Source organism: Comamonas thiooxydans (assembly GCF_000964545.1).
GTDB lineage: Bacteria > Pseudomonadota > Gammaproteobacteria > Burkholderiales > Burkholderiaceae_C > Comamonas > Comamonas thiooxydans.
The window spans coordinates 506983-528505 of the sequence record NZ_BBVD01000005.1 but is presented as its reverse complement, the minus strand read 5'-3'; the positions used below and the strand labels follow the sequence as shown (position 1 = coordinate 528505).

General features: G+C 61.9%; 17 protein-coding genes. 15 read left to right on the top strand and 2 right to left on the bottom strand.

Going from position 1 to position 21523, the window contains the following annotated elements:
• Positions 1–148: 148 nt before the first annotated feature.
• The 6 genes from rimP to typA all read left to right on the top strand — a co-directional run bounded on the left by rimP (position 149) and on the right by typA (position 8449).
• A complete protein-coding gene (gene rimP, locus Cth01_RS09905) occupies positions 149–727 on the top strand; it encodes a ribosome maturation factor RimP (protein WP_045839063.1) in 579 nt (192 codons plus the stop codon).
• A gap of 83 nt (positions 728–810) precedes the next feature.
• A complete protein-coding gene (nusA, locus tag Cth01_RS09900; protein WP_003063156.1) occupies positions 811–2298 on the top strand; it encodes a transcription termination factor NusA in 1488 nt (495 codons plus the stop codon).
• A gap of 23 nt (positions 2299–2321) precedes the next feature.
• Positions 2322–5156: a translation initiation factor IF-2 gene (infB, locus tag Cth01_RS09895; protein ID WP_012837914.1), complete on the top strand. Its 2835-nt coding sequence runs from the start codon at positions 2322–2324 to the stop codon at positions 5154–5156.
• Between the two features lie 95 nt (positions 5157–5251).
• On the top strand, positions 5252–5629 hold the full coding sequence (gene rbfA / locus Cth01_RS09890) for a 30S ribosome-binding factor RbfA (RefSeq protein ID WP_003056352.1): 378 nt from the start codon (positions 5252–5254) through the stop codon (positions 5627–5629).
• 4 nt (positions 5630–5633) lie between these two features.
• Entirely contained in the window at positions 5634–6626 is a 993-nt protein-coding gene (gene truB / locus Cth01_RS09885) for a tRNA pseudouridine(55) synthase TruB (RefSeq protein WP_045839062.1), read from the top strand.
• Positions 6623–8449: a translational GTPase TypA gene (gene typA / locus Cth01_RS09880; protein ID WP_045839061.1), complete on the top strand. Its 1827-nt coding sequence runs from the start codon at positions 6623–6625 to the stop codon at positions 8447–8449. The genes truB and typA overlap by 4 nt, the downstream gene beginning before the upstream one ends.
• Before the next feature lie 329 nt (positions 8450–8778).
• Here typA and Cth01_RS09875 read toward each other — a convergent pair whose 3' ends face one another.
• Positions 8779–9084, bottom strand: coding sequence for a c-type cytochrome (locus Cth01_RS09875; RefSeq protein ID WP_034350048.1), 306 nt, complete (start codon positions 9082–9084; stop codon positions 8779–8781).
• Between the two features lie 113 nt (positions 9085–9197).
• On the opposite strand from Cth01_RS09875, the gene Cth01_RS09870 reads away from it, so the two are divergent.
• The 7 genes from Cth01_RS09870 (at position 9198) to Cth01_RS09840 (ending at position 17966) form a co-directional block, all read left to right on the top strand.
• Complete coding sequence (locus Cth01_RS09870) at positions 9198–9437, top strand: TIGR04438 family Trp-rich protein (RefSeq protein ID WP_045839060.1); 240 nt, start codon at positions 9198–9200, stop codon at positions 9435–9437.
• A gap of 140 nt (positions 9438–9577) precedes the next feature.
• Positions 9578–11437: a dihydroxy-acid dehydratase gene (gene ilvD / locus Cth01_RS09865; protein WP_045839059.1), complete on the top strand. Its 1860-nt coding sequence runs from the start codon at positions 9578–9580 to the stop codon at positions 11435–11437.
• Positions 11438–11553: 116 nt separating this feature from the next.
• A complete protein-coding gene (locus Cth01_RS09860; RefSeq protein ID WP_045839058.1) occupies positions 11554–12561 on the top strand; it encodes a Bug family tripartite tricarboxylate transporter substrate binding protein in 1008 nt (335 codons plus the stop codon).
• Between the two features lie 145 nt (positions 12562–12706).
• A complete protein-coding gene (gene lgt, locus Cth01_RS09855; protein ID WP_034351803.1) occupies positions 12707–13549 on the top strand; it encodes a prolipoprotein diacylglyceryl transferase in 843 nt (280 codons plus the stop codon).
• A gap of 155 nt (positions 13550–13704) precedes the next feature.
• Entirely contained in the window at positions 13705–15120 is a 1416-nt protein-coding gene (locus tag Cth01_RS09850; RefSeq protein ID WP_045839159.1) for a malonyl-CoA decarboxylase, read from the top strand.
• Between the two features lie 113 nt (positions 15121–15233).
• Positions 15234–16250, top strand: coding sequence for a Bug family tripartite tricarboxylate transporter substrate binding protein (locus Cth01_RS09845; RefSeq protein WP_034351804.1), 1017 nt, complete (start codon positions 15234–15236; stop codon positions 16248–16250).
• Between the two features lie 162 nt (positions 16251–16412).
• Positions 16413–17966: a malonate--CoA ligase gene (locus Cth01_RS09840; RefSeq protein ID WP_034377530.1), complete on the top strand. Its 1554-nt coding sequence runs from the start codon at positions 16413–16415 to the stop codon at positions 17964–17966.
• A 344-nt stretch (positions 17967–18310) separates the two neighbouring features.
• Here the strand turns inward: Cth01_RS09840 and Cth01_RS09835 are convergent, their stop codons facing one another.
• Positions 18311–18754, bottom strand: a complete 444-nt coding sequence (locus Cth01_RS09835; RefSeq protein ID WP_003080460.1) for a universal stress protein — start codon at positions 18752–18754, stop codon at positions 18311–18313.
• A 188-nt stretch (positions 18755–18942) separates the two neighbouring features.
• Here Cth01_RS09835 and Cth01_RS09830 point away from each other — a divergent pair, with 188 nt between their 5' ends.
• A complete protein-coding gene (locus tag Cth01_RS09830) occupies positions 18943–21324 on the top strand; it encodes a heavy metal translocating P-type ATPase (protein WP_045839057.1) in 2382 nt (793 codons plus the stop codon).
• Positions 21324–21461, top strand: coding sequence for a cbb3-type cytochrome oxidase assembly protein CcoS (ccoS, locus tag Cth01_RS09825; protein WP_003056328.1), 138 nt, complete (start codon positions 21324–21326; stop codon positions 21459–21461). Before Cth01_RS09830 ends, ccoS begins: the two co-directional genes overlap by 1 nt.
• The last annotated feature ends 62 nt before the right edge of the window (positions 21462–21523 follow it).

Sequence of the window (21523 nt, the reverse complement as noted above, 5' to 3'; positions counted from 1 at the left end):
ACAGTGGTTTGCGGCTACAATCACGGCTTCACGACCAAACGGGCGGGTACATACCGCCCGTTTTTTTTGGGCAATTCATGGCGAAACCTGTTTTTGGCAGAGCTAAGTCCATGATTTGACAGATTTTTCGGGATTGAACTGAATACACGTGGCACTACAGCAAATCGTTGAACAAACCGTGACAGGTCTGGGCTATGACCTGGTTGAAATCGAGCGCTCGGCCGGCGGCCTGCTGCGCATCACGATTGATTTGCCTTGGCAGGCGCCGGAGGACGGTGCGCCTGAGCTGCCCGAGCAGTTCGTGACAGTGGAAGACTGCGAAAAGGTCACGCGCCAGCTTCAGTTTGCGCTGGAAGTCGATGGTGCGGACTACGCCCGCCTGGAGGTCTCTTCTCCAGGCATTGATCGTTTGCTGCGCCATGAGCAGGACTTCATCCGCTTTGAAGGCTCGGAGGTGGATCTGACGCTCAAGGCTCCCATCGGGGCTGCGGGTGGCGACAAGATCAATGCAAACCGCAAGAAATTTCGTGGCACGCTGGAGCGGACTGAAGAAGGTGGCTGGCAGATCATCTGGAGCGATGAGCCGCCTCCCAAGCCGGGCGTGCGCGTCAGCAAGAAGCGTGAGCCTGCGCCGTTGAACGCGATGGGCTTTACGCTTGACGAGTTGCGCGAAGCTCGTCTGGCACCGATTGTGAATTTCAAAGGACGCGCAGCCAAGCCCGAATGAGGCAGCTGAAGCGTTTGAATCTTTTGGGGCAAAGAGGTCGCATGCAAATCCTCTTTGTGTGATTGAAATAGGAGAGTCGTCGCATGAATCGCGAACTGTTGATGTTGGTTGAAGCCATTTCGCGTGAAAAGAACGTGGAACGCGATGTGGTTTTTGGTGCCGTGGAATCCGCACTGGCACAGGCCACCAAGAAGCTGTACCAAGGTGAAGTAGACATCCGCGTGTCCATCGATCGCGAAAGCGGCGACTACGACACCTTCCGCCGCTGGGTGGTGGTGTCTGACGATGCCGGTCTGCAGAACCCCGACGCCGAAGAAATGCTGATGGATGCGGAAGACCGCGTGCCCGGCATTCAAATTGGTGAGTTCATTGAAGAGCAGATCGAGTCGCTGCCCATCGGCCGTATCGGTGCCATGGCTGCCAAGCAGGTCATCCTGCAGAAGATTCGCGACGCCGAGCGCGAAATGCTGCTCAACGAATTCCTGGCCCGTGGCGAGAAGATCTTTACCGGTACCGTCAAGCGCATGGACAAGGGCGACATCATTGTCGAATCCGGCCGTGTGGAAGGTCGACTCAAGCGCGGCGAGATGATCCCCAAGGAAAATCTGCGCAATGGCGACCGCGTGCGCGCCATGATCATGGAAGTCGATGCCACCTTGCGCGGTGCTCCCATCCTGCTGTCGCGCTCGGCTCCCGAATTCATGGTGGAATTGTTCCGCAATGAAGTGCCCGAGATCGAGCAAGGCCTGCTGGAGATCAAGAGCTGCGCCCGTGACGCCGGCTCTCGTGCCAAGATCGCCGTGCTCAGCCACGACAAGCGCGTGGACCCCATTGGTACCTGCGTCGGCGTGCGCGGCACCCGCGTGAATGCGGTGACCAACGAGCTGGCCGGCGAGCGTGTGGATATCGTGCTCTGGTCCGAAGACCCCGCCCAGTTCGTGATCGGTGCCCTGGCTCCTGCCAATGTCTCTTCCATCGTTGTGGATGAGGAAAAGCATGCCATGGACGTGGTCGTGGACGAGGAAAATCTGGCCATCGCCATCGGTCGCGGCGGTCAGAACGTGCGTCTGGCCTCCGAGCTGACAGGCTGGAAGATCAACATCATGGACGCTGCAGAGTCTGCCCAGAAGCAGGCCGACGAGTCGGCTGTCTCGCGCAAGCTGTTCATGGAAAAGCTGGATGTGGACGAGGAAATCGCCAACATCCTGATCGAAGAAGGTTTCGAGACCCTGGAAGAAGTGGCCTATGTGCCGCTGCAGGAAATGCTCGAAATCGAATCCTTCGACGAAGAGACGGTGAACGAGCTGCGTAGCCGCGCCAAGGATGCACTGCTGAGTCAGGAAATTGCTCGCGAAGAAAATGTGAGCAAGGCATCCGAGGATCTGGTGTCTCTGGACGGCATGACTGCCGAGCTGCTGGACAAGCTGGCGCAAGCTGATGTGCACACACGTGACGATCTGGCCGACCTGGCGATCGACGAGCTGACCGAAATCACCGGTCAGACTGCCGAAGAAGCCAAGGCCTTGATCATGAAGGCGCGTGAGCACTGGTTTACCGATGGGCAAGAGTAAGGTCAGGGAGGTACAGAGCATTTATGTCGAGTAATACGGTTGCAGAATTTGCGAAAGAGCGCAACACGACCCCTGATACCTTGCTGCAGCAGCTCAAGGCCGCCGGGGTTGACAAGGCCAATGCGGCTGACGCGCTGACCGAAGGTGACAAGCAGCGCTTGCTGTCTCACCTGCAGGCAAGCCATGGCAGCGGTGCCAAGAAGATCACGCTGACCAAGAAGTCCACCAGCGAAATCAAGCAGGCGGATTCATCGGGCCGTGCCCGTACGATTCAGGTGGAAGTGCGCAAGAAGCGCACTTTCGTGAAGCGGGAAGACACTCCCGCCGAGGCTCAGGCCAATGCGGAAAGCATGGCTAAGGCTGTGCAGGAGCGTGCCGCTAGTCAAGAGCTGGTACGCCGTGAAGAAGATGCTCGCCGCGAGGCCGAGCTGTTGAGCCATCAGGAAGAACAATTGGCCAAGGAACGTCAAGAGCGCGAAGAGCGCGAGCGCCGCGAGCGCGAAGCCGAGGAACGTGCTGCAGCCTATGCAGCCGCGGAAGTCGCCAAGGTGGCTGAAGCCAAGGCGGCAAAGGAAGAAGAAAAGCGCGAGCACGCCGCAGGCGCTGCCGCACGTGCTGCGGCCCAGGCCGAGGCACGCGCCAAGGCGGAAGCCGAATCCCAGGCCAAGGCTGCTGAAGAAGCCAGCCGCGCCAAGGATCTGGATGAGCGCCGCCGCAAGGCCCTGGCCGAAGCGGAAGCCATCCGCGCCATGATGGCTGCGCCTAAGAAGGTGCTGGTCGCCAAGAAGCCCGAGGAGCCCAAGAAGGCTGCTCCGGTCGCTGCGGATGCCAAGAAGCCTGTTGCCGCCAAGGATGGCAACAAGCCTGCAGGCAGCGCTGGCGCGGCCAATGCCGGCGGCGGTGCCCGTCCAGGCAAGGAAGTCAAGTCCGCCAAGCTGTCTTCGAGCTGGTCCAACGACGCCGGCAAGAAGAAGGAAATCAAGACCCGTGGCGACAGCTCCGGCGGCGTGGCTGGCCGTTCCAACTGGCGCGGTGGTCCCAAGGGCGGCCGTCGTGGCAATGATCGTCACGAGCAGCAACAGCAGCAGGCTCCCGAGTTCCGTCAGCTGGAGATTTCGGTGCCCGAGACCATCACCGTGGCCGAACTGGCTCACAAGATGGCCATCAAGGCATCCGAGGTCATCAAGGTTCTGATGAAGATGGGCCAGATGGTCACTATCAATCAGCCGCTGGACCAGGACACCGCCATGATCGTGGTGGAAGAAATGGGCCACACCGCCAAGGTGGCTGCGCTGGACGATCCCGAAGCCTTCACCGCCGAGGAAGTCTCCAACTCCGAAGCCGAGCAACTGCCGCGCGCTCCCGTGGTGACCGTCATGGGTCACGTGGACCACGGCAAGACCTCGCTGCTGGACTACATCCGTCGCACCAAGGTGGCGTCGGGCGAAGCCGGCGGCATCACTCAGCACATCGGTGCCTACCATGTGAAGACGCCTCGCGGCATCATCACCTTCCTGGACACCCCCGGTCACGAGGCCTTCACGGCCATGCGTGCTCGCGGTGCCAAGTCCACCGACATCGTGATTCTGGTGGCTGCTGCCGACGACGGCGTCATGCCCCAGACCAAGGAAGCCATCAAGCACGCCAAGGCGGCTGGTGTTCCCATCGTGGTGGCCATCACCAAGGCCGACAAGCCCGAAGCCAACCCCGATCGCGTCAAGCAGGAGCTGGTCGTGGAAGAGGTGCTACCCGAAGAATACGGCGGTGACTCTCCCTTCGTGGCCGTGTCCTCCAAGACCGGTCAGGGCATCGACGAGCTGCTGGAGCAAGTGCTGCTGCAGGCCGAAGTGCTGGAACTCAAGGCGCCCGTGGACGCCGCTGCCAAGGGTATCGTGATCGAAGCCCAGCTGGACAAGGGTCGCGGTACCGTGGCTACGGTGCTGGTGCAGTCCGGTACGCTGAAGGTCGGCGATGTGGTGCTGGCTGGCCAGACCTATGGTCGCGTGCGAGCCATGCTCGACGAAGACGGCAAGCAGACCAAGGAAGCCGGTCCTTCCATCCCTGTCGAGATCCAGGGTCTGAACGAAGTGCCCCAGGCGGGTGACGACTTCATGGTGCTGAGCGACGAGCGTCGTGCCCGTGAAATCGCGACCTACCGCGCCGGCAAGTTCCGCAACACCAAGCTGGCCAAGCAGCAGGCTGCGAAGCTGGAAAACATGTTCGCCGAAATGTCCGCTGGCGATGTGCAGACCCTGCCCATCATCATCAAGGCCGACATGCAAGGCTCGCAGGAAGCTCTGGCAGCCTCGCTGCTCAAGCTGTCCACCGACGAGATCAAGGTTCAGTTGGTGTACTCCGGCGTGGGCGGTATCTCCGAGTCCGACGTCAACCTGGCGCTGGCTTCCAAGGCCATCATCATCGGCTTCAACGTGCGTGCGGATGCTCAGGCCCGCAAGACCGCTGAAGGCAATGATGTCGACGTTCGCTACTACAACATCATCTACGACGCCGTGGATGAGGTGAAGGCTGCGATGTCGGGCATGCTGGCTCCCGAGAAGCGCGAAGAGATCATCGGTATGGCCGAGATCCGTACCGTGTTCGTGGCGACGAAGATCGGCACCATTGCCGGCTCGTACATCACGCAAGGTCACGTCACCCGCAATGCACACTTCCGTCTGCTGCGCGACAACGTGGTCATCTACACGGGCGAGATCGAGTCGCTGCGTCGCATGAAGGACGATGTCAAGGAAGTCAAGGAAGGCTTCGAGTGCGGTATCAAGCTGCGCAACTACAACGACATCAAGGAAGGCGACGTGCTGGAAGTCTTCGAGATCAAGGAAATCGCTCGTACGCTGTAAAAGCAATAGCTGCTAGCGCCTGTTACGCAAGGATTTGAGGCTGAAAATGCCTTGAATTCCTTGTGCAGCAAGCGCAAATAGCTCCTTTTTTATTCATGGCAACCAAACGCAAATCTGCTGCTCCCAACCGCAGCTTCAAAGTTTCCGACCAGATCCAGCGTGATCTGTCGGAGCTGATCGCCCGCGAGTTGAAGGACCCGCGCGTCGGCATGGTCACGCTGCAAGGCGTGGAGGTGACTCCTGACTATGCCCACGCCAAGGTGTTCTTCAGCGTGCTCGTCGGCGATCCCGAAGTGACGCTGGCAGCACTCAATCAGGCCGCAGGCTTTCTGCGCAACGGCCTGTTCAAGCGTCTGCACATTCATACCGTGCCCACGCTGCATTTCGTCTACGACCGCACTACAGAGCGCGCTGCCGACATGAACGCCTTGATCGCCAAGGCTGTGGCGTCGCGCGGACCCGAACAGGAATAAGCACATGAACGCCCCTCGCACCCGGGTGCAGCGGCGCCCTGTGCATGGGGTGTTGCTGCTCGATAAACCGCTGGGCTGGTCCAGCAACGATATCTTGCAGAAGGTCAAGTGGCTGCTGCGCGCCGAAAAGGCCGGGCATACAGGCACGCTTGATCCGCTGGCCAGTGGCGTGCTGCCGCTGTGTTTCGGCGCTGCCACCAAATTCAGTCAGCTTCAACTCGAAGCCGAGAAAACCTACGAAGCCATTGCCCGCCTGGGCCAGACCACGACCACGGCCGATGCCGAGGGCGATGTGGTGCTGGAGCGTGCCGTCGATCTGGCAGCCATCACGCCCGAGCGCCTGGCGCAGGTGCAGGCCCAGTTCACAGGCGATATCAAGCAGGTGCCGCCCATGCACAGTGCGCTGAAGAAGGACGGCAAGGCACTCTATGAATATGCCCGTGCGGGCGTGGAAGTGGAGCGCCCCGCACGCGATGTCACCATTCATGCATTGGATCTGACTCTGGTGCAGGACGATCAGGGGCATCCGGCTGTCAAGATGAGAGTGAGCTGCAGCAAGGGCACTTATATCCGCACATTGGGCGAAGACGTGGGCGAGGCCTTGGGCTGTGGCGCCCACTTGCGTTTTCTGCGCCGTGTGGAAACCGGCGGTCTTGAAGTATCGCGTTGCGTGACGCTGCAGGCGCTGGAAGCCATGAACGATGAAGAGCGCATCGCGCAGGTCCAGCCTGTCGATACCCTGCTGCATCGTCATGCCGTCGTCACCTTGGGTGAACAGGATGCAGGACGCTTTCTATCAGGCTTGCGCCGTCGAGGGTCTTGGGCGGATGCCCCGGCCGTGGCGGTGTATGGTGAGCGCCCGCATGCCCTTTTAGGGGTAGGCCGTGTGGCGAGCGGGGAATTGATTCCCGAGCGCCTGCTCAGTCCGCTAGAAATTCAACAAATTTTGGAAGGAACGCCGCGTCCACAAGCAAGCGGCATTTTGGAAACATTATGAGCAAACAAATCCGCAACATTGCGATCATCGCGCACGTTGACCACGGTAAGACCACCATGGTGGACCAGCTGCTGCGCCAGTCCGGCACTTTTGCCGAGCACGAAAAAGTCGTCGACACCGTGATGGACAACCATGCCATCGAACGTGAGCGCGGCATCACCATTCTGGCCAAGAACTGTGCCGTGTCCTGGAAGGACACCCACATCAACATTCTAGACACGCCCGGTCACGCGGACTTCGGCGGCGAAGTGGAACGTGCCCTGTCCATGGTCGACGGCGTGGTGCTGCTGATCGATGCGCAGGAAGGCCCCATGCCCCAGACGCGCTTCGTGACCAAGAAGGCTCTGGCCCTGGGCCTGCGCCCCATCGTGGTGGTGAACAAGGTGGACAAGCCCGGCGCCAACCCCGACAAGGTGATCAACGCTGCTTTCGACCTGTTCGACAAGCTGGGCGCCACCGACGAGCAGCTGGACTTCCCCGTGGTCTACGCCTCCGGCATCAACGGCTGGTCGTCCAAGGAAGAGGGCGAGCCCGGTGCCAAGTGGGGTGAGGACATGTCCGCCCTGTTCGACACCATCCTGGATCACGTGCCTTCCGTGCAAGGCGATGCCGGCGCTCCCCTGCAGCTGCAGGTCTCCGCTCTGGATTACTCCACCTTCGTGGGTCGTATCGGCGTGGGCCGCATCACCCAGGGCACGCTCAAGCCCGGTCAGCAAGTGGCCGTGATGGCCGGTCCTGACGGCAAGAGCTACAGCGGCAAGATCAACCAGGTGCATACCTTCCAGGGTCTGGACCGCGTGCAGGCCACCGAAGCCGGTCCTTCCGAGATCGTGCTGATCAGCGGTATCGAAAACATCGGTATCGGCGAGACCGTCACCGACCCCGCCAATCCCCAGCCTCTGCCCATGCTGAAGATTGACGAGCCCACCCTGACCATGAACTTCTGCGTGAACACCTCGCCCCTGGCAGGTCGTGAAGGCAAGTTCGTGACCAGCCGCCAGATCTGGGACCGTCTGCAAAAGGAACTGCGCTCCAACGTGGCTCTGCGCGTCAAGGAAACCGACGAAGACGGTATCTTTGAAGTCTCCGGCCGCGGCGAACTGCACCTGACCATCTTGCTGGAAGAAATGCGCCGCGAAGGTTACGAGCTGGCCGTGTCCAAGCCTCGCGTCGTGATGCAGATGATTGACGGCGAAAAGCACGAGCCTATCGAGCTGGTGACTGCCGACATCGAAGAAGGCCATCAGGGCGGCGTGATGCAGGCACTGGGCGAGCGCAAGGGCGAGCTGGTGAACATGGAACCCGATGGCCGCGGTCGCGTCCGTCTGGAATACCGTATCCCTGCCCGCGGCCTGATCGGTTTTACCAACGAATTCCTGAACCTGACACGTGGTTCCGGCCTGATCGCCAACATCTTCGACAGCTACGAACCCCATAAGGGCGACATCGGCGGCCGCAAGAACGGCGTGCTGATCTCCATGGACGACGGTGAAATCTTCACCTACGCCCTGGGCAAGCTGGACGACCGTGGCCGCATGTTCGTGAAGGCCGGCGACCCCGTGTACGAAGGCATGATCATCGGCATCCACAGCCGCGACAACGATCTGGTGGTGAACGCCACACGTACCAAGCAGCTGACCAACTTCCGTGTTTCCGGCAAGGAAGACGCGATCAAGATCACGCCTCCCATCGAGCTGTCGCTGGAGTACGGCGTGGAATTCATCGAAGAGGACGAGCTGCTGGAAATCACCCCCACCAGCCTGCGCGTGCGCAAGCGTCACCTGAAGGAACACGATCGCAAGCGTGCTTCGCGTGATGCGTAATTCACTGGCCTAGGCCGTGAATCCAAAAAAAGGCCCTTCGGGGCCTTTTTTATTGCACGCTGCTGCCTGACAGTCTGCATTGCAACGGCTGCGGTATTGATTCGTCGCGAAGCGAGCCACGGGCCGAGTTGCTGCCGAGCAGCAGCAGTCAAGTGTTGCAGATGCTGATCTCACGGGTGTGGAGCGAAGTCTGGAATCCTGGTGCCGGTGGGCTGATGGAAGAGCAGGGCGATCCGCTGAGTCGCGGTAGCTTCAGAAACAAAAAACCGCATGGGAGCCATGCGGTTTTTGATAACGGCCCTGTCTCGCGCCGTTGAGAGGCAGTCGATTTACTTCTGCGCCAGAATCCAGGCCACCAGCTTCTTGGCATCGGCGTCGTTCACCTGGGGATTGGCGGGCATGGGCACGGGGCCCCACACGCCGGAGCCGCCCTTGATGACCTTGGCAGCCAGCTTGTCGGCTGCGTCCTTCTGGCCTGCATACTTGGCGGCCACATCCTTGAATGCGGGACCAACCAGCTTCTTGTCAACAGCGTGGCAGGCCATGCAGTTCTTGGACTGTGCCAGGGCCTGATCGGCCATGGCAGGTGCCACGGCAGCGGCGGAAAGGGCGAAAGCGATCAGAAATTGCTTCATCATGAGTTCCCAGGGTGCGGGGTTAAAGTTGATCTTTTAGCGCATTGTAGTGCTTGGCTTGTGTACTCTCCAGTGCACTCTGTGTTCTGGAAAATCAACAAAAAAGGGGATGTATGTATCTGTTAGGTTTGGCGATCGTGTTGTCGCTGCTCAAGCTGGCTCAGATCGGGCCTGTTGCAGGCTGGAGCTGGTGGCCGATTCTGGGCGTTTATGGCGCGGCTGCCGTCTGGTGGGCCTGGGCCGATGCTTCGGGCTATACCAAGCGCAAGGCCATGGAGAAGATGGACCAGCGCAAGAAAGAGCGTATCGAGCGTCAGAAGCAGGCCATGGCACCGGGTCAGCGACGTCGTTGAGCAGTGAATCAGGCATCGTGATTGACGATGCCTGGCGATTGTTTTGCCTGACAGCCCGCCATGGGCTAGGCATCGCTGCCTTGCAGTGCTGGGCCATAATCCAAAGAATCATTTCCCGATAACGTCTTATAGCGAACCCCATGCCCGCATACCGTTCCAAAACCTCCACTGGCGGCCGCAACATGGCCGGTGCGCGCGCCCTGTGGCGTGCCACCGGCATGAAAGATGGCGATTTCGACAAGCCCATCATTGCGATTGCCAACTCCTTCACCCAGTTCGTGCCCGGCCATGTGCACCTGAAGGATCTGGGGCAACTGGTCGCGCGCGAGATCGAAAAGGCCGGCGGCGTGGCCAAGGAGTTCAACACCATCGCCGTGGACGATGGCATCGCCATGGGCCATGACGGCATGCTGTATTCGCTGCCCAGCCGCGACCTGATCGCGGACTCGGTCGAGTACATGGTCAATGCCCATTGCGCCGATGCGCTGGTGTGCATCTCCAACTGCGACAAGATCACCCCCGGCATGCTGATGGCTGCGATGCGCCTGAACATTCCGGTGATCTTTGTTTCCGGCGGCCCCATGGAAGCCGGCAAGACCAAGCTGGCCAACCCCGAAACCAAGACCATCGAGTTCAAGAAGCTGGACCTGGTGGACGCCATGGTGATCGCGGCCGATCAGCGCTATTCCGACGCCGAAGTGGCCGAGGTGGAGCGCTCCGCCTGCCCGACCTGCGGCTCCTGCTCGGGCATGTTCACCGCCAATTCGATGAACTGCCTGACCGAAGCGCTGGGCCTGTCCCTGCCCGGCAATGGCACCGTGGTGGCCACGCATGCCGACCGCGAAGAGCTGTTCCTGCGCGCCGGCCGCCGCATCGTCGAGCTGGCCCGCGACTACTACGAGAACGACAACGACAGCGTGCTGCCGCGCTCCGTGGGCTTCAAGGCCTTCGAGAACTGCATCACGCTGGACATCGCCATGGGCGGCTCCACCAATACCATCCTGCACTTGCTGGCCATCGCCCAGGAAGCGGGTATCGATTTCACCATGGCCGACATCGACCGCCTCTCGCGCGTCGTGCCCCAGCTGTGCAAGGTGGCACCCAACACGCCCAAGTACCACATCGAAGACGTGCACCGCGCTGGCGGCATCATGGCCATCCTGGGCGAGCTGGACCGCGCCGGCAAGCTGCACACCGATGTGCCCACGGTGCATGCCAAGACCATGAAGGATGCGCTGGAGCAGTGGGACATCATGCGCACGCAGGACGAGGCCGTGCGCCACTTCTACATGGCTGGCCCCGCCGGCATTCCCACGCAGGTGGCGTTCAGCCAGAACACCCGCTGGCCCAGCCTGGACCTGGATCGTGCCGAAGGCTGCATCCGCAGCTACGAGCACGCTTTCAGCAAGGAAGGCGGCCTGGCCGTGCTGCGCGGCAACATCGCGCTGGACGGCTGCGTGGTGAAGTCCGCAGGCGTGGACGAGTCGATCCTGGTCTTCGAAGGCCCGGCCCATGTGGTCGAGTCGCAGGATGAGGCCGTGGCCAACATCCTGGCCGACAAGGTCAAGGCAGGCGATGTGGTCATCGTGCGCTACGAAGGCCCCAAGGGCGGCCCCGGCATGCAGGAAATGCTCTACCCCACCAGCTATATCAAGTCCAAGGGCCTGGGCAAGGTCTGTGCGCTGCTGACGGACGGCCGCTTCTCGGGCGGTACCTCCGGCCTGTCCATCGGTCACTGCTCTCCCGAAGCGGCAGCCGGCGGCGCGATTGGCCTGGTGCAGAACGGCGACATCATCCGCATCGACATTCCCAACCGCAGCATCAACATGCTGGTCAGCGACGAAGAGCTGGCCCGCCGCCGTGAAGCGCAGAATGCCAAGGGCTGGAAGCCTGCCCAGGCCCGTCCCCGCAAGATCTCAGCGGCCCTCAAGGCCTATGCCAAGCTGGTGACCAGCGCCGATACCGGCGCCGTGCGCGATCTGTCGCTGCTCGACGATTAAGTTACGTTTGTTTCGTCATTTCGTCAGCGCGGACTTTGCCTGCTGACGGACAATCCCACAGCCGCTCGATGCAAGTCGCGCGGCTGTTTTTATTGTCTTGCCAGAAAGTGATCTCCATGTCTTTCGCTGTTCGCCCCTCCTTCTTGTTGAAGACAGCAGGGCTGCTGGCCTTGCTGGGGGCATTGACGGCGCAGGCTGCAGAAGGGCGTTACCCGCAGCGTCCCGTGCGTCTGGTGGTCCCTTTCACGCCCGGAGGCTCCACCGATATCGTGGCGCGCCTGGTTGCCGATGCCATGCACACGACGCTGGGTCAGCCCGTGGTGGTCGACAACCGGTCCGGCGCCAGCGGCTTCATCGGGGCCGAGGCCGTGGCCAATGCGGCGCCTGACGGCTACACGATCGGCCTGGGCACCATCAGCACGCTGGTGGTCAATCCCGTCATGCTGCCCCAGACGGCACGCATAGATCCTGCCAAGGCCTTTGTGCCGGTGGTTGCACTGGCGTCCATTCCGTCGGTGTTTTCCGTGCATCCCAATATGGGTGTGCAGAACTACGCCCAGTTCCTCACTCTTGCGCGCAGCAAGCCGGGTCAGTTCAATATCGGCTCGGCCGGAATCGGCTCCATCGGGCATCTGATTGCCGAGCGCCTCAATGCCGATCTCAAGCTCAAGCTGCACCATATTCCCTACAAGGGACAGGGGCCGGTGATCAGCGGCGCGTTGTCGGGCGAGACCCAGGTGCTCAGCGATCAATACCCTTCGTCGGCTCCGCATGTGGCTGCGGGCCGCCTGGTTCCGTTCGCCGTGGCCGCGCAGGAGCGCTTGCCGGCCCTGCCGCAGGTGCCCACGTTCAGGGAGTTGGGCCACCCTGCGCTCAACGATCTGGCCATCACCTGGTTCGGCATCGTTGCTCCGGCAGGAACACCGCAGGCCGTCGTGACCAGGCTCAACGGCGCTGCCAACGCGGCCTTGCAGGATCCTGCCGTGCAGGAGCGGTTGCAGGCCATGGGCGTGAATGTATTGGGTGGCACACCGCAGCGATTGAGCACCATGATGGATGAGACCGCCAAGGTTGTGCGCCAGACCGTGCGCGAGCAGGGCCTGGCGGTGGACAAGCCGCATTGACGCTTGAAAGAGCGCCGCTGGCGCCGGATGCAGCAGGATGCCAGGTCGAGGTTTTTCGCATCAGGGGGCTTTGAGCCGGTGAATGAGGCTCTGCAGCGTTCTCGGAGCATGCAGTTTTGCAGAAACGTCATCGGCCTGCGGCACAATGCCTGACATGCTGATGTATCCGCACATTGATCCTGTAGCCGTGCAGATTGGCCCGCTGGCCGTGCACTGGTATGGCATTACCTATCTGGTGGCCTTTGGTCTGTTCCTGTTTCTGGGCACGCGCCGACTGCACCACCCTCCATTCAAATACATGACGGGCGATCGTGCCTGGGCGCGCAAGGATGTGGAGGATATTCTCTTCCTTGGCGTGCTGGGCGTGGTCGTGGGCGGGCGCATCGGCTACTGCCTGTTCTACAAGCCCGGTTACTACCTCTCGCATCCGCTGGAGATTCTTGCTGTCTGGCAGGGCGGCATGAGCTTTCACGGCGGCCTGCTGGGCGTCATCGGCTCCATGATCTGGTTTGCGCGCTCGCGCAAGCGCAACTGGCTGGAAGTCGCAGATTTTGTGGCGCCCTGCGTGCCCACAGGGCTGGCTGCGGGCCGCATCGGCAACTTCATCAACGGCGAGCTCTGGGGGCGTTTTGCGAGTGCGGATCTGCCCTGGGCCATGGTGTTCCCGCAAAGCGGCTCCATGCTGCCGCGTCATCCCTCGCAGATCTATCAGTTCCTGATGGAAGGGCTGCTGCTGTTCATCATCCTGTGGCTTTACGCGCGCAAGGAGCGCAAGCCCGGCCAGGTCGCGGCGGTTTTTCTGATCGGCTATGGGGCCTTCCGCTTCATCGCAGAGTACTTCCGCGAGCCCGACGACTTCCTGGGCATTCTCTCGCTGGGCATGAGCATGGGGCAGTGGCTGTGCATTCCCATGATCGTGGCCGGTGTGCTCATGTGGGTGTGGTGCGGCAAGCGCCAGGCCTACGCGGTTCAGCGGACTGCGGCCTGAAGGCCAAATCCTGAAAAACGCAGACTTCGGTCTGCGTTTTTCATGGTGTGGTGTGCGAGGCGGAAAAACTGCACATAATGGCTGAAAGCGTTACTGCAATTGCGGTATCTGCTTCTTCAATGAGAGCATGATGGTGCTGGAACAAGGAGATGCATATGGGGTGGGCAGCCGAGTGGATTGAGCAAACCAAGCTGTGGGTGCGCGGTGCCGAGGGCGAGAAGGGCGACGGCCAGCATCGCCCGCTGGCGCAACGCCTGGAGGCCACCTTGCGTCGTGGGGAGGAGGCGCTGTCGCCGCGCGAGCTGCGTCGCTTGCTGCTGGACATGCAGCAGGTGGCGGATACCGCGCTCAGCGACGTGGAGGGCGGCCGTCACGCGCAGCTGCTGATGGATTGGTATGCCAAGGCCGATCTGGCCGCGCGCAAGGACTTCTGGCTGCTGGCGATCGAAAAGTTCGGCCCCGATGCCAAGGCGCTGCAGGCGGCCCGCGAGCGCTACGACAAGGCGGGCAGCGATGTGGAACGCGGCGAGGCCGAGATGAGCCTGCGCCGCGCCCTGGTTTCGTCGCGCACGCGGCTGCTGCAGCGTTTTGCCCAGCCCAAGGGCGGCATGGGCTTTCTGGTCGACATGCGCGCCGAGTTGCTGGCCTTGCCCAAGGGGGAGCAGCACTATGTGGCGCTGGACGCCGAGCTGGAGCATCTGTTTTCCAGCTGGTTCGATGTGGCCTTGCTGGAGCTCAGAAGCCTGAACTGGGACTCGCCCGCATCGCTGCTCGAAAAGCTGATCAAGTACGAGGCAGTGCACGATATCCGCAGCTGGGCCGATCTGAAGAATCGCCTCGACAGCGACCGCCGCTGCTATGGGTTCTTTCACCCGCGCATGCCCAATGTGCCGCTGATCTTTGTGGAGGTGGCACTGCTGGACAAGATGGCCGGCAGCATGGCTCCGTTGCTGGACGAGGCCGCAGCGGCAGCCGATCTGGCCAAGGCCAACACCGCCATCTTCTATTCCATCAGCAACACCCAGACCGGACTCAAGGGCGTGAGCTTCGGCGATTCGCTCATCAAGCATGTGGTGGAGACGCTCACCGAGGAGTTTCCCAAGCTCAAGCAGTTCGCCACGCTGTCGCCGATTCCGGGACTGCGCAGCTGGCTGAGCAAGAACGGCGATGCGGCGCTGGCGGAGCTCGACGACAAGCAAAAGGCAGCCCTGGAGAAGGTCGCCGGCGGAGTGAGTGCCGCGCAATTGCTGGCCGCGCTGGACGATCCGGGCTCGCTGCCGGAGAAATCGGTGGTGCGTCAGGCTGCCATGTTTTGCGCCGCGCGCTATCTGGGTCGGGAAACTGCCAAGGGTCGTCCGCTAGATGCCGTGGCACGCTTTCACCTTGGCAACGGTGCGCGCGTGGAGCGCCTGAACTGGGCGGCAGACCTGTCGTCCAAGGGACTCAAGCAATCCATGGGGCTGATGGTCAACTATCTGTATGACCTCAAGCGCCTGGACAAGCACCGCAGCCTGTTGGCGCAGAGCAAGATTCCCGTTTCCTCGGAGATCGAATCGCTGTGCAAGGGTTGAGTGCATCGCGACTCGCGCTGCGCCCGGCCTGAGCCGGCTTGTTGCTGCTGCGTCTTCCAACCACAAGTCTGGCTGCGGCGATGCTGCTGACCAGGCGCGCAGAGGAGACATAGATGCAGGATTCTTGGGAAAAGAGCGTGGGTTTGCAGCGGCGCACGCTGCTGGGGGCGACGGGGGCGCTGCTGGCGGCTGGAGCATCGGGCTGGACGGGCATGGCCCAGGCATCGGAATGGCCGAGCAGGCCTGTCAATCTGATCGTGCCTTTTCCTGCCGGCGGCGGCACCGACACCTTTGCCAGGCCGTTCTCTGCCCAGTTCGCCAAGACCTCGGGCAAGACCTTGGTGATAGACAACCGCGGTGGCGCGGGCGGTACGCTGGGCGCCAGCATTGCGGCCAAGGCCGTACCCGACGGCTACAACTTCTTCATGGGCGGCACTCACCATGTGATTGCGCCATCGGTCTACCCCAAGCTCGAATACGATCTGGAGCGCGACTTCATCCCGCTGGCGCTGCTGGCCAGCGTGCCGCAAGTCGTGGTGGTCAATCCCAAGAAGGTGACGCATGCCAGCTTGCAGGCTCTTGTACAGGACCTGCGTGCCAACCCCGGCAAGTACAACTATGCCTCGGCAGGGCCGGGCTCCTCGCACCATCTGGCGGGCGAGCTGTTCAAGCTGCAGACCAAGACCCAGATCACCCATATCCCCTACAAGGGCGCAGGGCCGGCGCTGCAGGACCTGATTGCCGGCAATGTGGACATGCTGTTCGATGGCCTGGGCTCATCGGCCCAGCATATCAAGGGCGGCCGCATCAAGGCCTTGATGGTGGCGGGAGCCAAGCGCAATCCCGCCTTCCCCGATGTGCCCAGCGCGGCCGAGTGCGGCCTGCCGGACTTCACCGTCACCACCTGGTATGGGCTATGGGCCCCCAAGGGCACGCCTGCTGCCGTGCAGCAGCAGATGCTGGACGAGGTACGCAAGATCGGTGCCGCCGAGGACATCAAGGCTGCCTGGGCCAAGAACGGCGCCGATTACGGCCAGCTGAGCCAGCCGCAGTTTGCCGCCATGGTGCAAAGCGAGATCCAGCGCTGGGCCCATGTGGTCAAGGCGGCGAATGTGAAGATTGACTCCTGAGCCAGCTGGCTGCCTTGCGGGGCGCCCTTTGCTGGCGCCCCATTTTGAAGAAGTGATTTTTTCAGTGCCTGGCGCCACCGGCCAGGCCAGGGCCGGGCCTATGATGGCCATGGACCTTTTGCTTTCACCGTTTCCGAGTTCGACAGCATCACGATGACCGACATGCCTCAAGCCAATCTTTTCAGCGCGCTGCGCGCTGCGTTTCCTGCGGATCTGACGAAAATCGCCGTGGAGGCCATCGAGCCCGATGGCTCCAGCCTCTACTACACCTGGGCCGATCTGGAGCAGGGCAGTGCACGCATGGCCAATCTGCTGGCCTCGCTGGATCTGCCCGAGGGCAGCCGCATTGCGGTGCAGGTGGAAAAGTCGGTCGAAGCCATGATGCTCTACCTGGCCACGCTGCGCAGCGGCCATGTGTTCCTGCCGCTGAACACCGCCTACCAGAGCGCCGAGATGGAGTACTTCATCACCAATGCCGAGCCGGCCGTGGTGGTGTGCGCCCCCGGCTGTTTTGGCTGGGTGTCCAAGATTGCCTTCAACCACGGCGTGGGCCATGTCTACACCCTGGGCACCGATCGCACGGGCAGCTTGCTGGAGCGAGCGGCCCACCACAGCGACGAGCATCAGGTCGTGCCACGTCGCGCCGACGATCTGGCGGCAATTCTCTACACTAGCGGCACCACGGGGCGTAGCAAGGGCGCCATGCTCAGCCACGGCAATCTGCTGAGCAATGCGGCCATGCTCAAGGTGTACTGGGGCTGGCAGGAAGGCGATGTGCTGATTCACGCGCTACCCATCTTCCATGTGCATGGCCTGTTTGTCGCCATTCACGGCGCGCTGCTCAACGGCAGTCCCATGATCTGGTTTGCCCGCTTCGAGCCCGAGGCCGTCATGGCGCGCTTCAAGGATGCGACCGTCTTCATGGGGGTGCCAACCCTTTATGTGCGCATGCTGGCCGATGCCAGACTGGATCGCGACATGGCCGCGCACATGCGTCTGTTCATCTCGGGCTCGGCTCCCATGCTGATCGAGACTTTCCGTGCCTGGAAGACGCGTACCGGCCACACCATTCTTGAGCGCTACGGCATGAGCGAGACCATCATGCTGACCTCCAACCCCTATCAGGCAGATGCGCGCTATGGCAACGAGGCCGAGCGTCGCGGCGCAACCGTGGGCTTTCCCCTGCCTGGCGTGGGCGTGCGCATTCATGGCGATGACGGCAAGGCCATGCCCGCAGGCGAGATCGGCAATATCGAGGTGCAGGGCCCCAATGTCTTCAAGGGCTACTGGCGCATGCCCGAGAAGACGGCAGAGGAGTTCACGGCCGACGGCTGGTTCAAGACCGGCGATGTGGGCCTGCAGGACGAGCGCGGCTATTTCAGCATCGTGGGGCGCAGCAAGGACTTGATCATCTCGGGCGGCTACAACGTCTATCCGGCCGAGGTGGAAGGCTTCATCAACGATCTTCCCGGCGTGGACGAAAGCGCCCTGGTGGGCGTGCCTCACCCGGACTTTGGCGAGGTCGGCGTTGCCGTCATCGTGCCGCGCAAGGGCGCGCAACTGGATGGGCTGAAAATTCTGGAGTCGCTCAAAGCCAGGCTGGCCAATTTCAAGGTGCCCAAGCGCTGCTATGTGGTGGACAGCCTGCCGCGCAACACCATGGGCAAGGTCCAGAAGAAGCTGCTGCGCGATCAGTATCAGCAGGAGTTCTCCTGAACCCGGTCGAAGCGGACGCCAGGCGTTGGTTTTTGGCTGCACTATTGGCTGCGTTTCAGGCGCTTGTCTTTTGACTTGACTCCTGAAAAGTGAGCTTATTGCGCAGCTTGCAAGGCAGATTCAGCATTGAATCGACCCAAAAATAAAGCAGCTTGTACGCAAGCTGCTTTTAATTTGTGAGTAGCAAACGGCGGCCCATGAGCAGCCTGTGTCACTGGATATCAGGGGTAAACCCAGCAAGGGGCGCCCGGCGAGGGGCGCCCGGCCAGGGGCGTCTCCCAGTACAGATGCCATCAGATGCCATCCTCTCAAGGGAAGCCGCTAAGCGGCTCAGAGAGATCCGATCAGCGCAGCACCAGCACCGGCACCGGTGAGTGCGTCAGCACATGCTGGGTTTCGCTGCCCAGCAGCAGGCGCTGCAGACCCTTGCGACCGTGCGAAGCCATGACGATCAGGTCGCAGTCATGCTTTTTGGCCATCTCCACAATCGACTCGGCCACCAGGTCTGAGTGGGCGATTTCGGTGGTGACATTGACCTTGCGCTCATGGCCAAAGGCTTTGACGCCGTTCAGCAGGGTCTGGGCCTGATTGGTCCATTGCTCCTCAACGCGCTTGGCTTCCTTGATGTCCAGCAAGTCGCTGCCTTCCAGGTAGCTGCGCGGATAGTGCGAGACAACCTTGAGCGCAATCACGCTGGCGCCGCACAAAGCGGCCAGATCCAGGCCTGCATGCACAGCCTTGTCTGAGAGTTCGGTGCCGTCGGTAGCAATCAAAATGCGGTTGTACATAGCTTTCTCCTTGGGTTGCATGCGTTGTAAATACAAGCATATGTCGATTGGGCAGTTAACGGTTGATTAATGTCAAGGTGGGTATCATCTGGCGTCGTTACGCTTGAAACATGTCCCAACACACTACTGTCCAGCCTTCCGCGGCAGAGCATGCTGTTGCTGACACCGGTTTCCTGAACTTGTCCCAGATGCATAGTCATCTGCTGGACGATCCGCAAGAATGGAGCTCGTTTGGTCGCCCCGCCGGCCAGAGCTCCAAGGCCCCAATCTCCGAGAACGCAACCGAGTCCCCGGTGTGGGATTCCTTTGTGGTTCTGGAGGGCATGCACTGTGCTGCATGTGCGCTGACCATCGAGGAGGCGCTTCGGGCTGTCCCCGGAGTGCAGGCAGCCGAAGTCAGTGCCGCAACGCGCCGAGCCCGTGTCGAGTGGCGTCCCGCCCAGGTGCTTCCATCGCAATGGATGGAGGCCGTATCGCGTGCCGGCTATCGCGCCTTGCCCGCGCGCGACGCATTTGCGCGCGAGCTGCGCCAGGCCGAGACGCGCCGAGCCCTGTGGCGCTGGCTGGTGGCCGGCCTGTGCATGATGCAGGTGATGATGTATGCATGGCCCGCCTACACGGCGCGGCCCGGCGACCTGTCGCTGGAGATGGAGACCTTGCTGCGCTGGGCATCCTGGGTGATTTCTCTGCCCGTGGTGCTGTTTTGCTGCGGGCCCTTCTTCAAGAGCGCGCTCAAGGACATCACCCAGCGCCGCGTGAGCATGGACCTGCCCGTGGCCCTGGGCATGTTGATCACCTTTGTCATCAGCACGCTGGGCACTTTTGATCCCTCCGGTCCCTTCGGTCAGGAAGTCTTCTTCGACTCGCTGACCATGTTTGTCTTCTTCCTGCTCACAGGACGCTGGCTGGAGCTGCGCCTGCGCGATCGCACGGCCGGTGCATTGGAAGCCGTGATGAACCGGCTGCCGGATTCGGTGCTGCGTCAGCAGCCCGACTCGGGAGAGTTCGAGCGTGTGGCCACGCGCCGCCTGCGTGTGGGTGATGTGGTGCGTGTGCTCACGGGCGAGGCTTTCCCCGCAGACGGCCGGATTCTGCGCGGCACCACCCATGCCGATGAGGCGCTTCTGACTGGCGAGTCCACGCCTGTTTTGCGCGCACAAGGCGATGCAGTCACCGCCGGCAGCTACAACCTGGACAGTGTTGTCGATGTGAGAGTGGACAGCGTGGGTGAGGGCACCCGCTTTGCGCAGATCGTGAATCTGATGGAAAGCGCTTCGCTGCAAAAGCCAACACTGGCACAGTTGGCCGACAAGGTGGCCCGGCCTTTTCTCGTTGTGGTGCTGCTGGCGGCGCTGGCTGCCGCCATCTGGTGGTGGCCCACCGACCCGGGCAAGGCCATGATGGTGGCCGTGGCCGTGCTCATTGTCACCTGCCCCTGTGCGCTTTCTCTGGCCACGCCCGTGGCCATGCTGACGGCGGCCGGCACCTTGGCGCGCAGCGGCGTGCTGGTGCGCAATCTGCAGGGGCTGGAGGCGCTGGCCGCCGTGGATACGCTGGTGTTCGACAAGACCGGAACGCTGACGCGCGACGGCCTGGTGCTGCGCGCGCTGACACCTGCAGAAGGTCAAAACACTGATGAGCTGCTGGCGCTGGCCGCCTTGCTGGCGCGCCAGTCCATGCATCCCGCTTCCAAGGCACTGGCGCAGGCGGCCGAGGTGGCCGAACTGCCTGCCAGCGCATGGCTGCTGGATTCCGTCCAGGAAATCGCTGGCAGCGGCCTCGATGTCTGGGTGCAGGCGCGCAGCAATACCGCCTTGCGCCGCCATCTTCGTCTGGGCTCGGCCGCGCATTGCGGCGTGCCCGAGCTGGCTCCGCATGAACTGGGACAGAGCGTGGTGCTGGCCGAGGAATCGCAAGGTGGCTGGCTGCCCCTGGCACAGTTCCATCTGAGCGAGGACGTGCGTCCCGAAGCGGCCCAGGTCATTGCCGACCTCAGGCAGCAAGGCGTGACGGTGCAACTGCTCTCGGGTGACCGCTCTGCAGCGGTGCAAACCGTGGCCGCCAAGCTGGGCATAGAGCAGGCGCAGGGCGACTGCAAACCGCAGGACAAGCTGGCCGCCATGCAGGCGGCACAGGCGGCAGGGCATAAGGTTGCCATGGTCGGCGACGGCCTGAATGACGGCCCAGTTTTAGCCGGAGCGCATGTCTCTTTTGCTTTTGGTAAAGCAGTGCCGCTGGCACAATCGCAAGCAGACTTCGTGGTACTGGGAGACAGCCTGGAGTTAGTGTTGCAAAGCCTGTTGCTGGCCCGACGGACCCTGTCCGTGGTGCGCCAGAACCTGGGCTGGGCAGCAGCCTATAACGCGATCTCTATTCCTCTGGCCCTCGTGGGCTGGATGCCTGCCTGGCTGGCAGGGCTCGGCATGGCGCTGAGCTCCTTGCTGGTCGTCGCCAACGCAGCCCGTCTTGCACGTGCGTTGCCGCTGCAGGCTGCAGATAGCAACGCGTCCGCCCCCGCGCACCTTGCGCCGCGGGGCACCGTCATGCCACTGACTCAAGGAGGCCATTGATGGACATTTTGTATGTATTGATTCCGCTGTCGGTTGTTCTGGTCATGGCCATTGTGGCTGCCCTGTGGTGGGCCGTGTACCGGGGCCAGTTCGAGAGCGTGGAACAAGAAGGCGAGCGCATTCTTCGCGACGATTGATGTGGCTCAACGAGCCCGACCAGAAACCAATGAACACTTTGCAAGATATCTAAGAGGTGCCC

Bases quoted from the DNA above. Each gene is read 5' to 3' on its own strand.
- Cth01_RS09840 (WP_034377530.1), top strand. From the start codon at position 16,413: ATGCCTCAAGCCAATCTTTTCAGCGCGCTGCGCGCTGCGTTTCCTGCG.
- ilvD (WP_045839059.1), top strand. From the start codon at position 9,578: ATGCCCGCATACCGTTCCAAAACCTCCACTGGCGGCCGCAACATGGCC.
- Cth01_RS09860 (WP_045839058.1), top strand. From the start codon at position 11,554: ATGTCTTTCGCTGTTCGCCCCTCCTTCTTGTTGAAGACAGCAGGGCTG.
- Cth01_RS09870 (WP_045839060.1), top strand. From the start codon at position 9,198: ATGTATCTGTTAGGTTTGGCGATCGTGTTGTCGCTGCTCAAGCTGGCT.
- Cth01_RS09850 (WP_045839159.1), top strand. From the start codon at position 13,705: ATGGGGTGGGCAGCCGAGTGGATTGAGCAAACCAAGCTGTGGGTGCGC.
- lgt (WP_034351803.1), top strand. From the start codon at position 12,707: ATGCCTGACATGCTGATGTATCCGCACATTGATCCTGTAGCCGTGCAG.
- Cth01_RS09845 (WP_034351804.1), top strand. From the start codon at position 15,234: ATGCAGGATTCTTGGGAAAAGAGCGTGGGTTTGCAGCGGCGCACGCTG.
- typA (WP_045839061.1), top strand. From the start codon at position 6,623: ATGAGCAAACAAATCCGCAACATTGCGATCATCGCGCACGTTGACCAC.
- truB (WP_045839062.1), top strand. From the start codon at position 5,634: ATGAACGCCCCTCGCACCCGGGTGCAGCGGCGCCCTGTGCATGGGGTG.
- Cth01_RS09835 (WP_003080460.1), bottom strand. From the start codon at position 18,754: ATGTACAACCGCATTTTGATTGCTACCGACGGCACCGAACTCTCAGAC.
- nusA (WP_003063156.1), top strand. From the start codon at position 811: ATGAATCGCGAACTGTTGATGTTGGTTGAAGCCATTTCGCGTGAAAAG.
- Cth01_RS09875 (WP_034350048.1), bottom strand. From the start codon at position 9,084: ATGAAGCAATTTCTGATCGCTTTCGCCCTTTCCGCCGCTGCCGTGGCA.
- infB (WP_012837914.1), top strand. From the start codon at position 2,322: ATGTCGAGTAATACGGTTGCAGAATTTGCGAAAGAGCGCAACACGACC.
- rbfA (WP_003056352.1), top strand. From the start codon at position 5,252: ATGGCAACCAAACGCAAATCTGCTGCTCCCAACCGCAGCTTCAAAGTT.
- Cth01_RS09830 (WP_045839057.1), top strand. From the start codon at position 18,943: ATGCATAGTCATCTGCTGGACGATCCGCAAGAATGGAGCTCGTTTGGT.
- ccoS (WP_003056328.1), top strand. From the start codon at position 21,324: ATGGACATTTTGTATGTATTGATTCCGCTGTCGGTTGTTCTGGTCATG.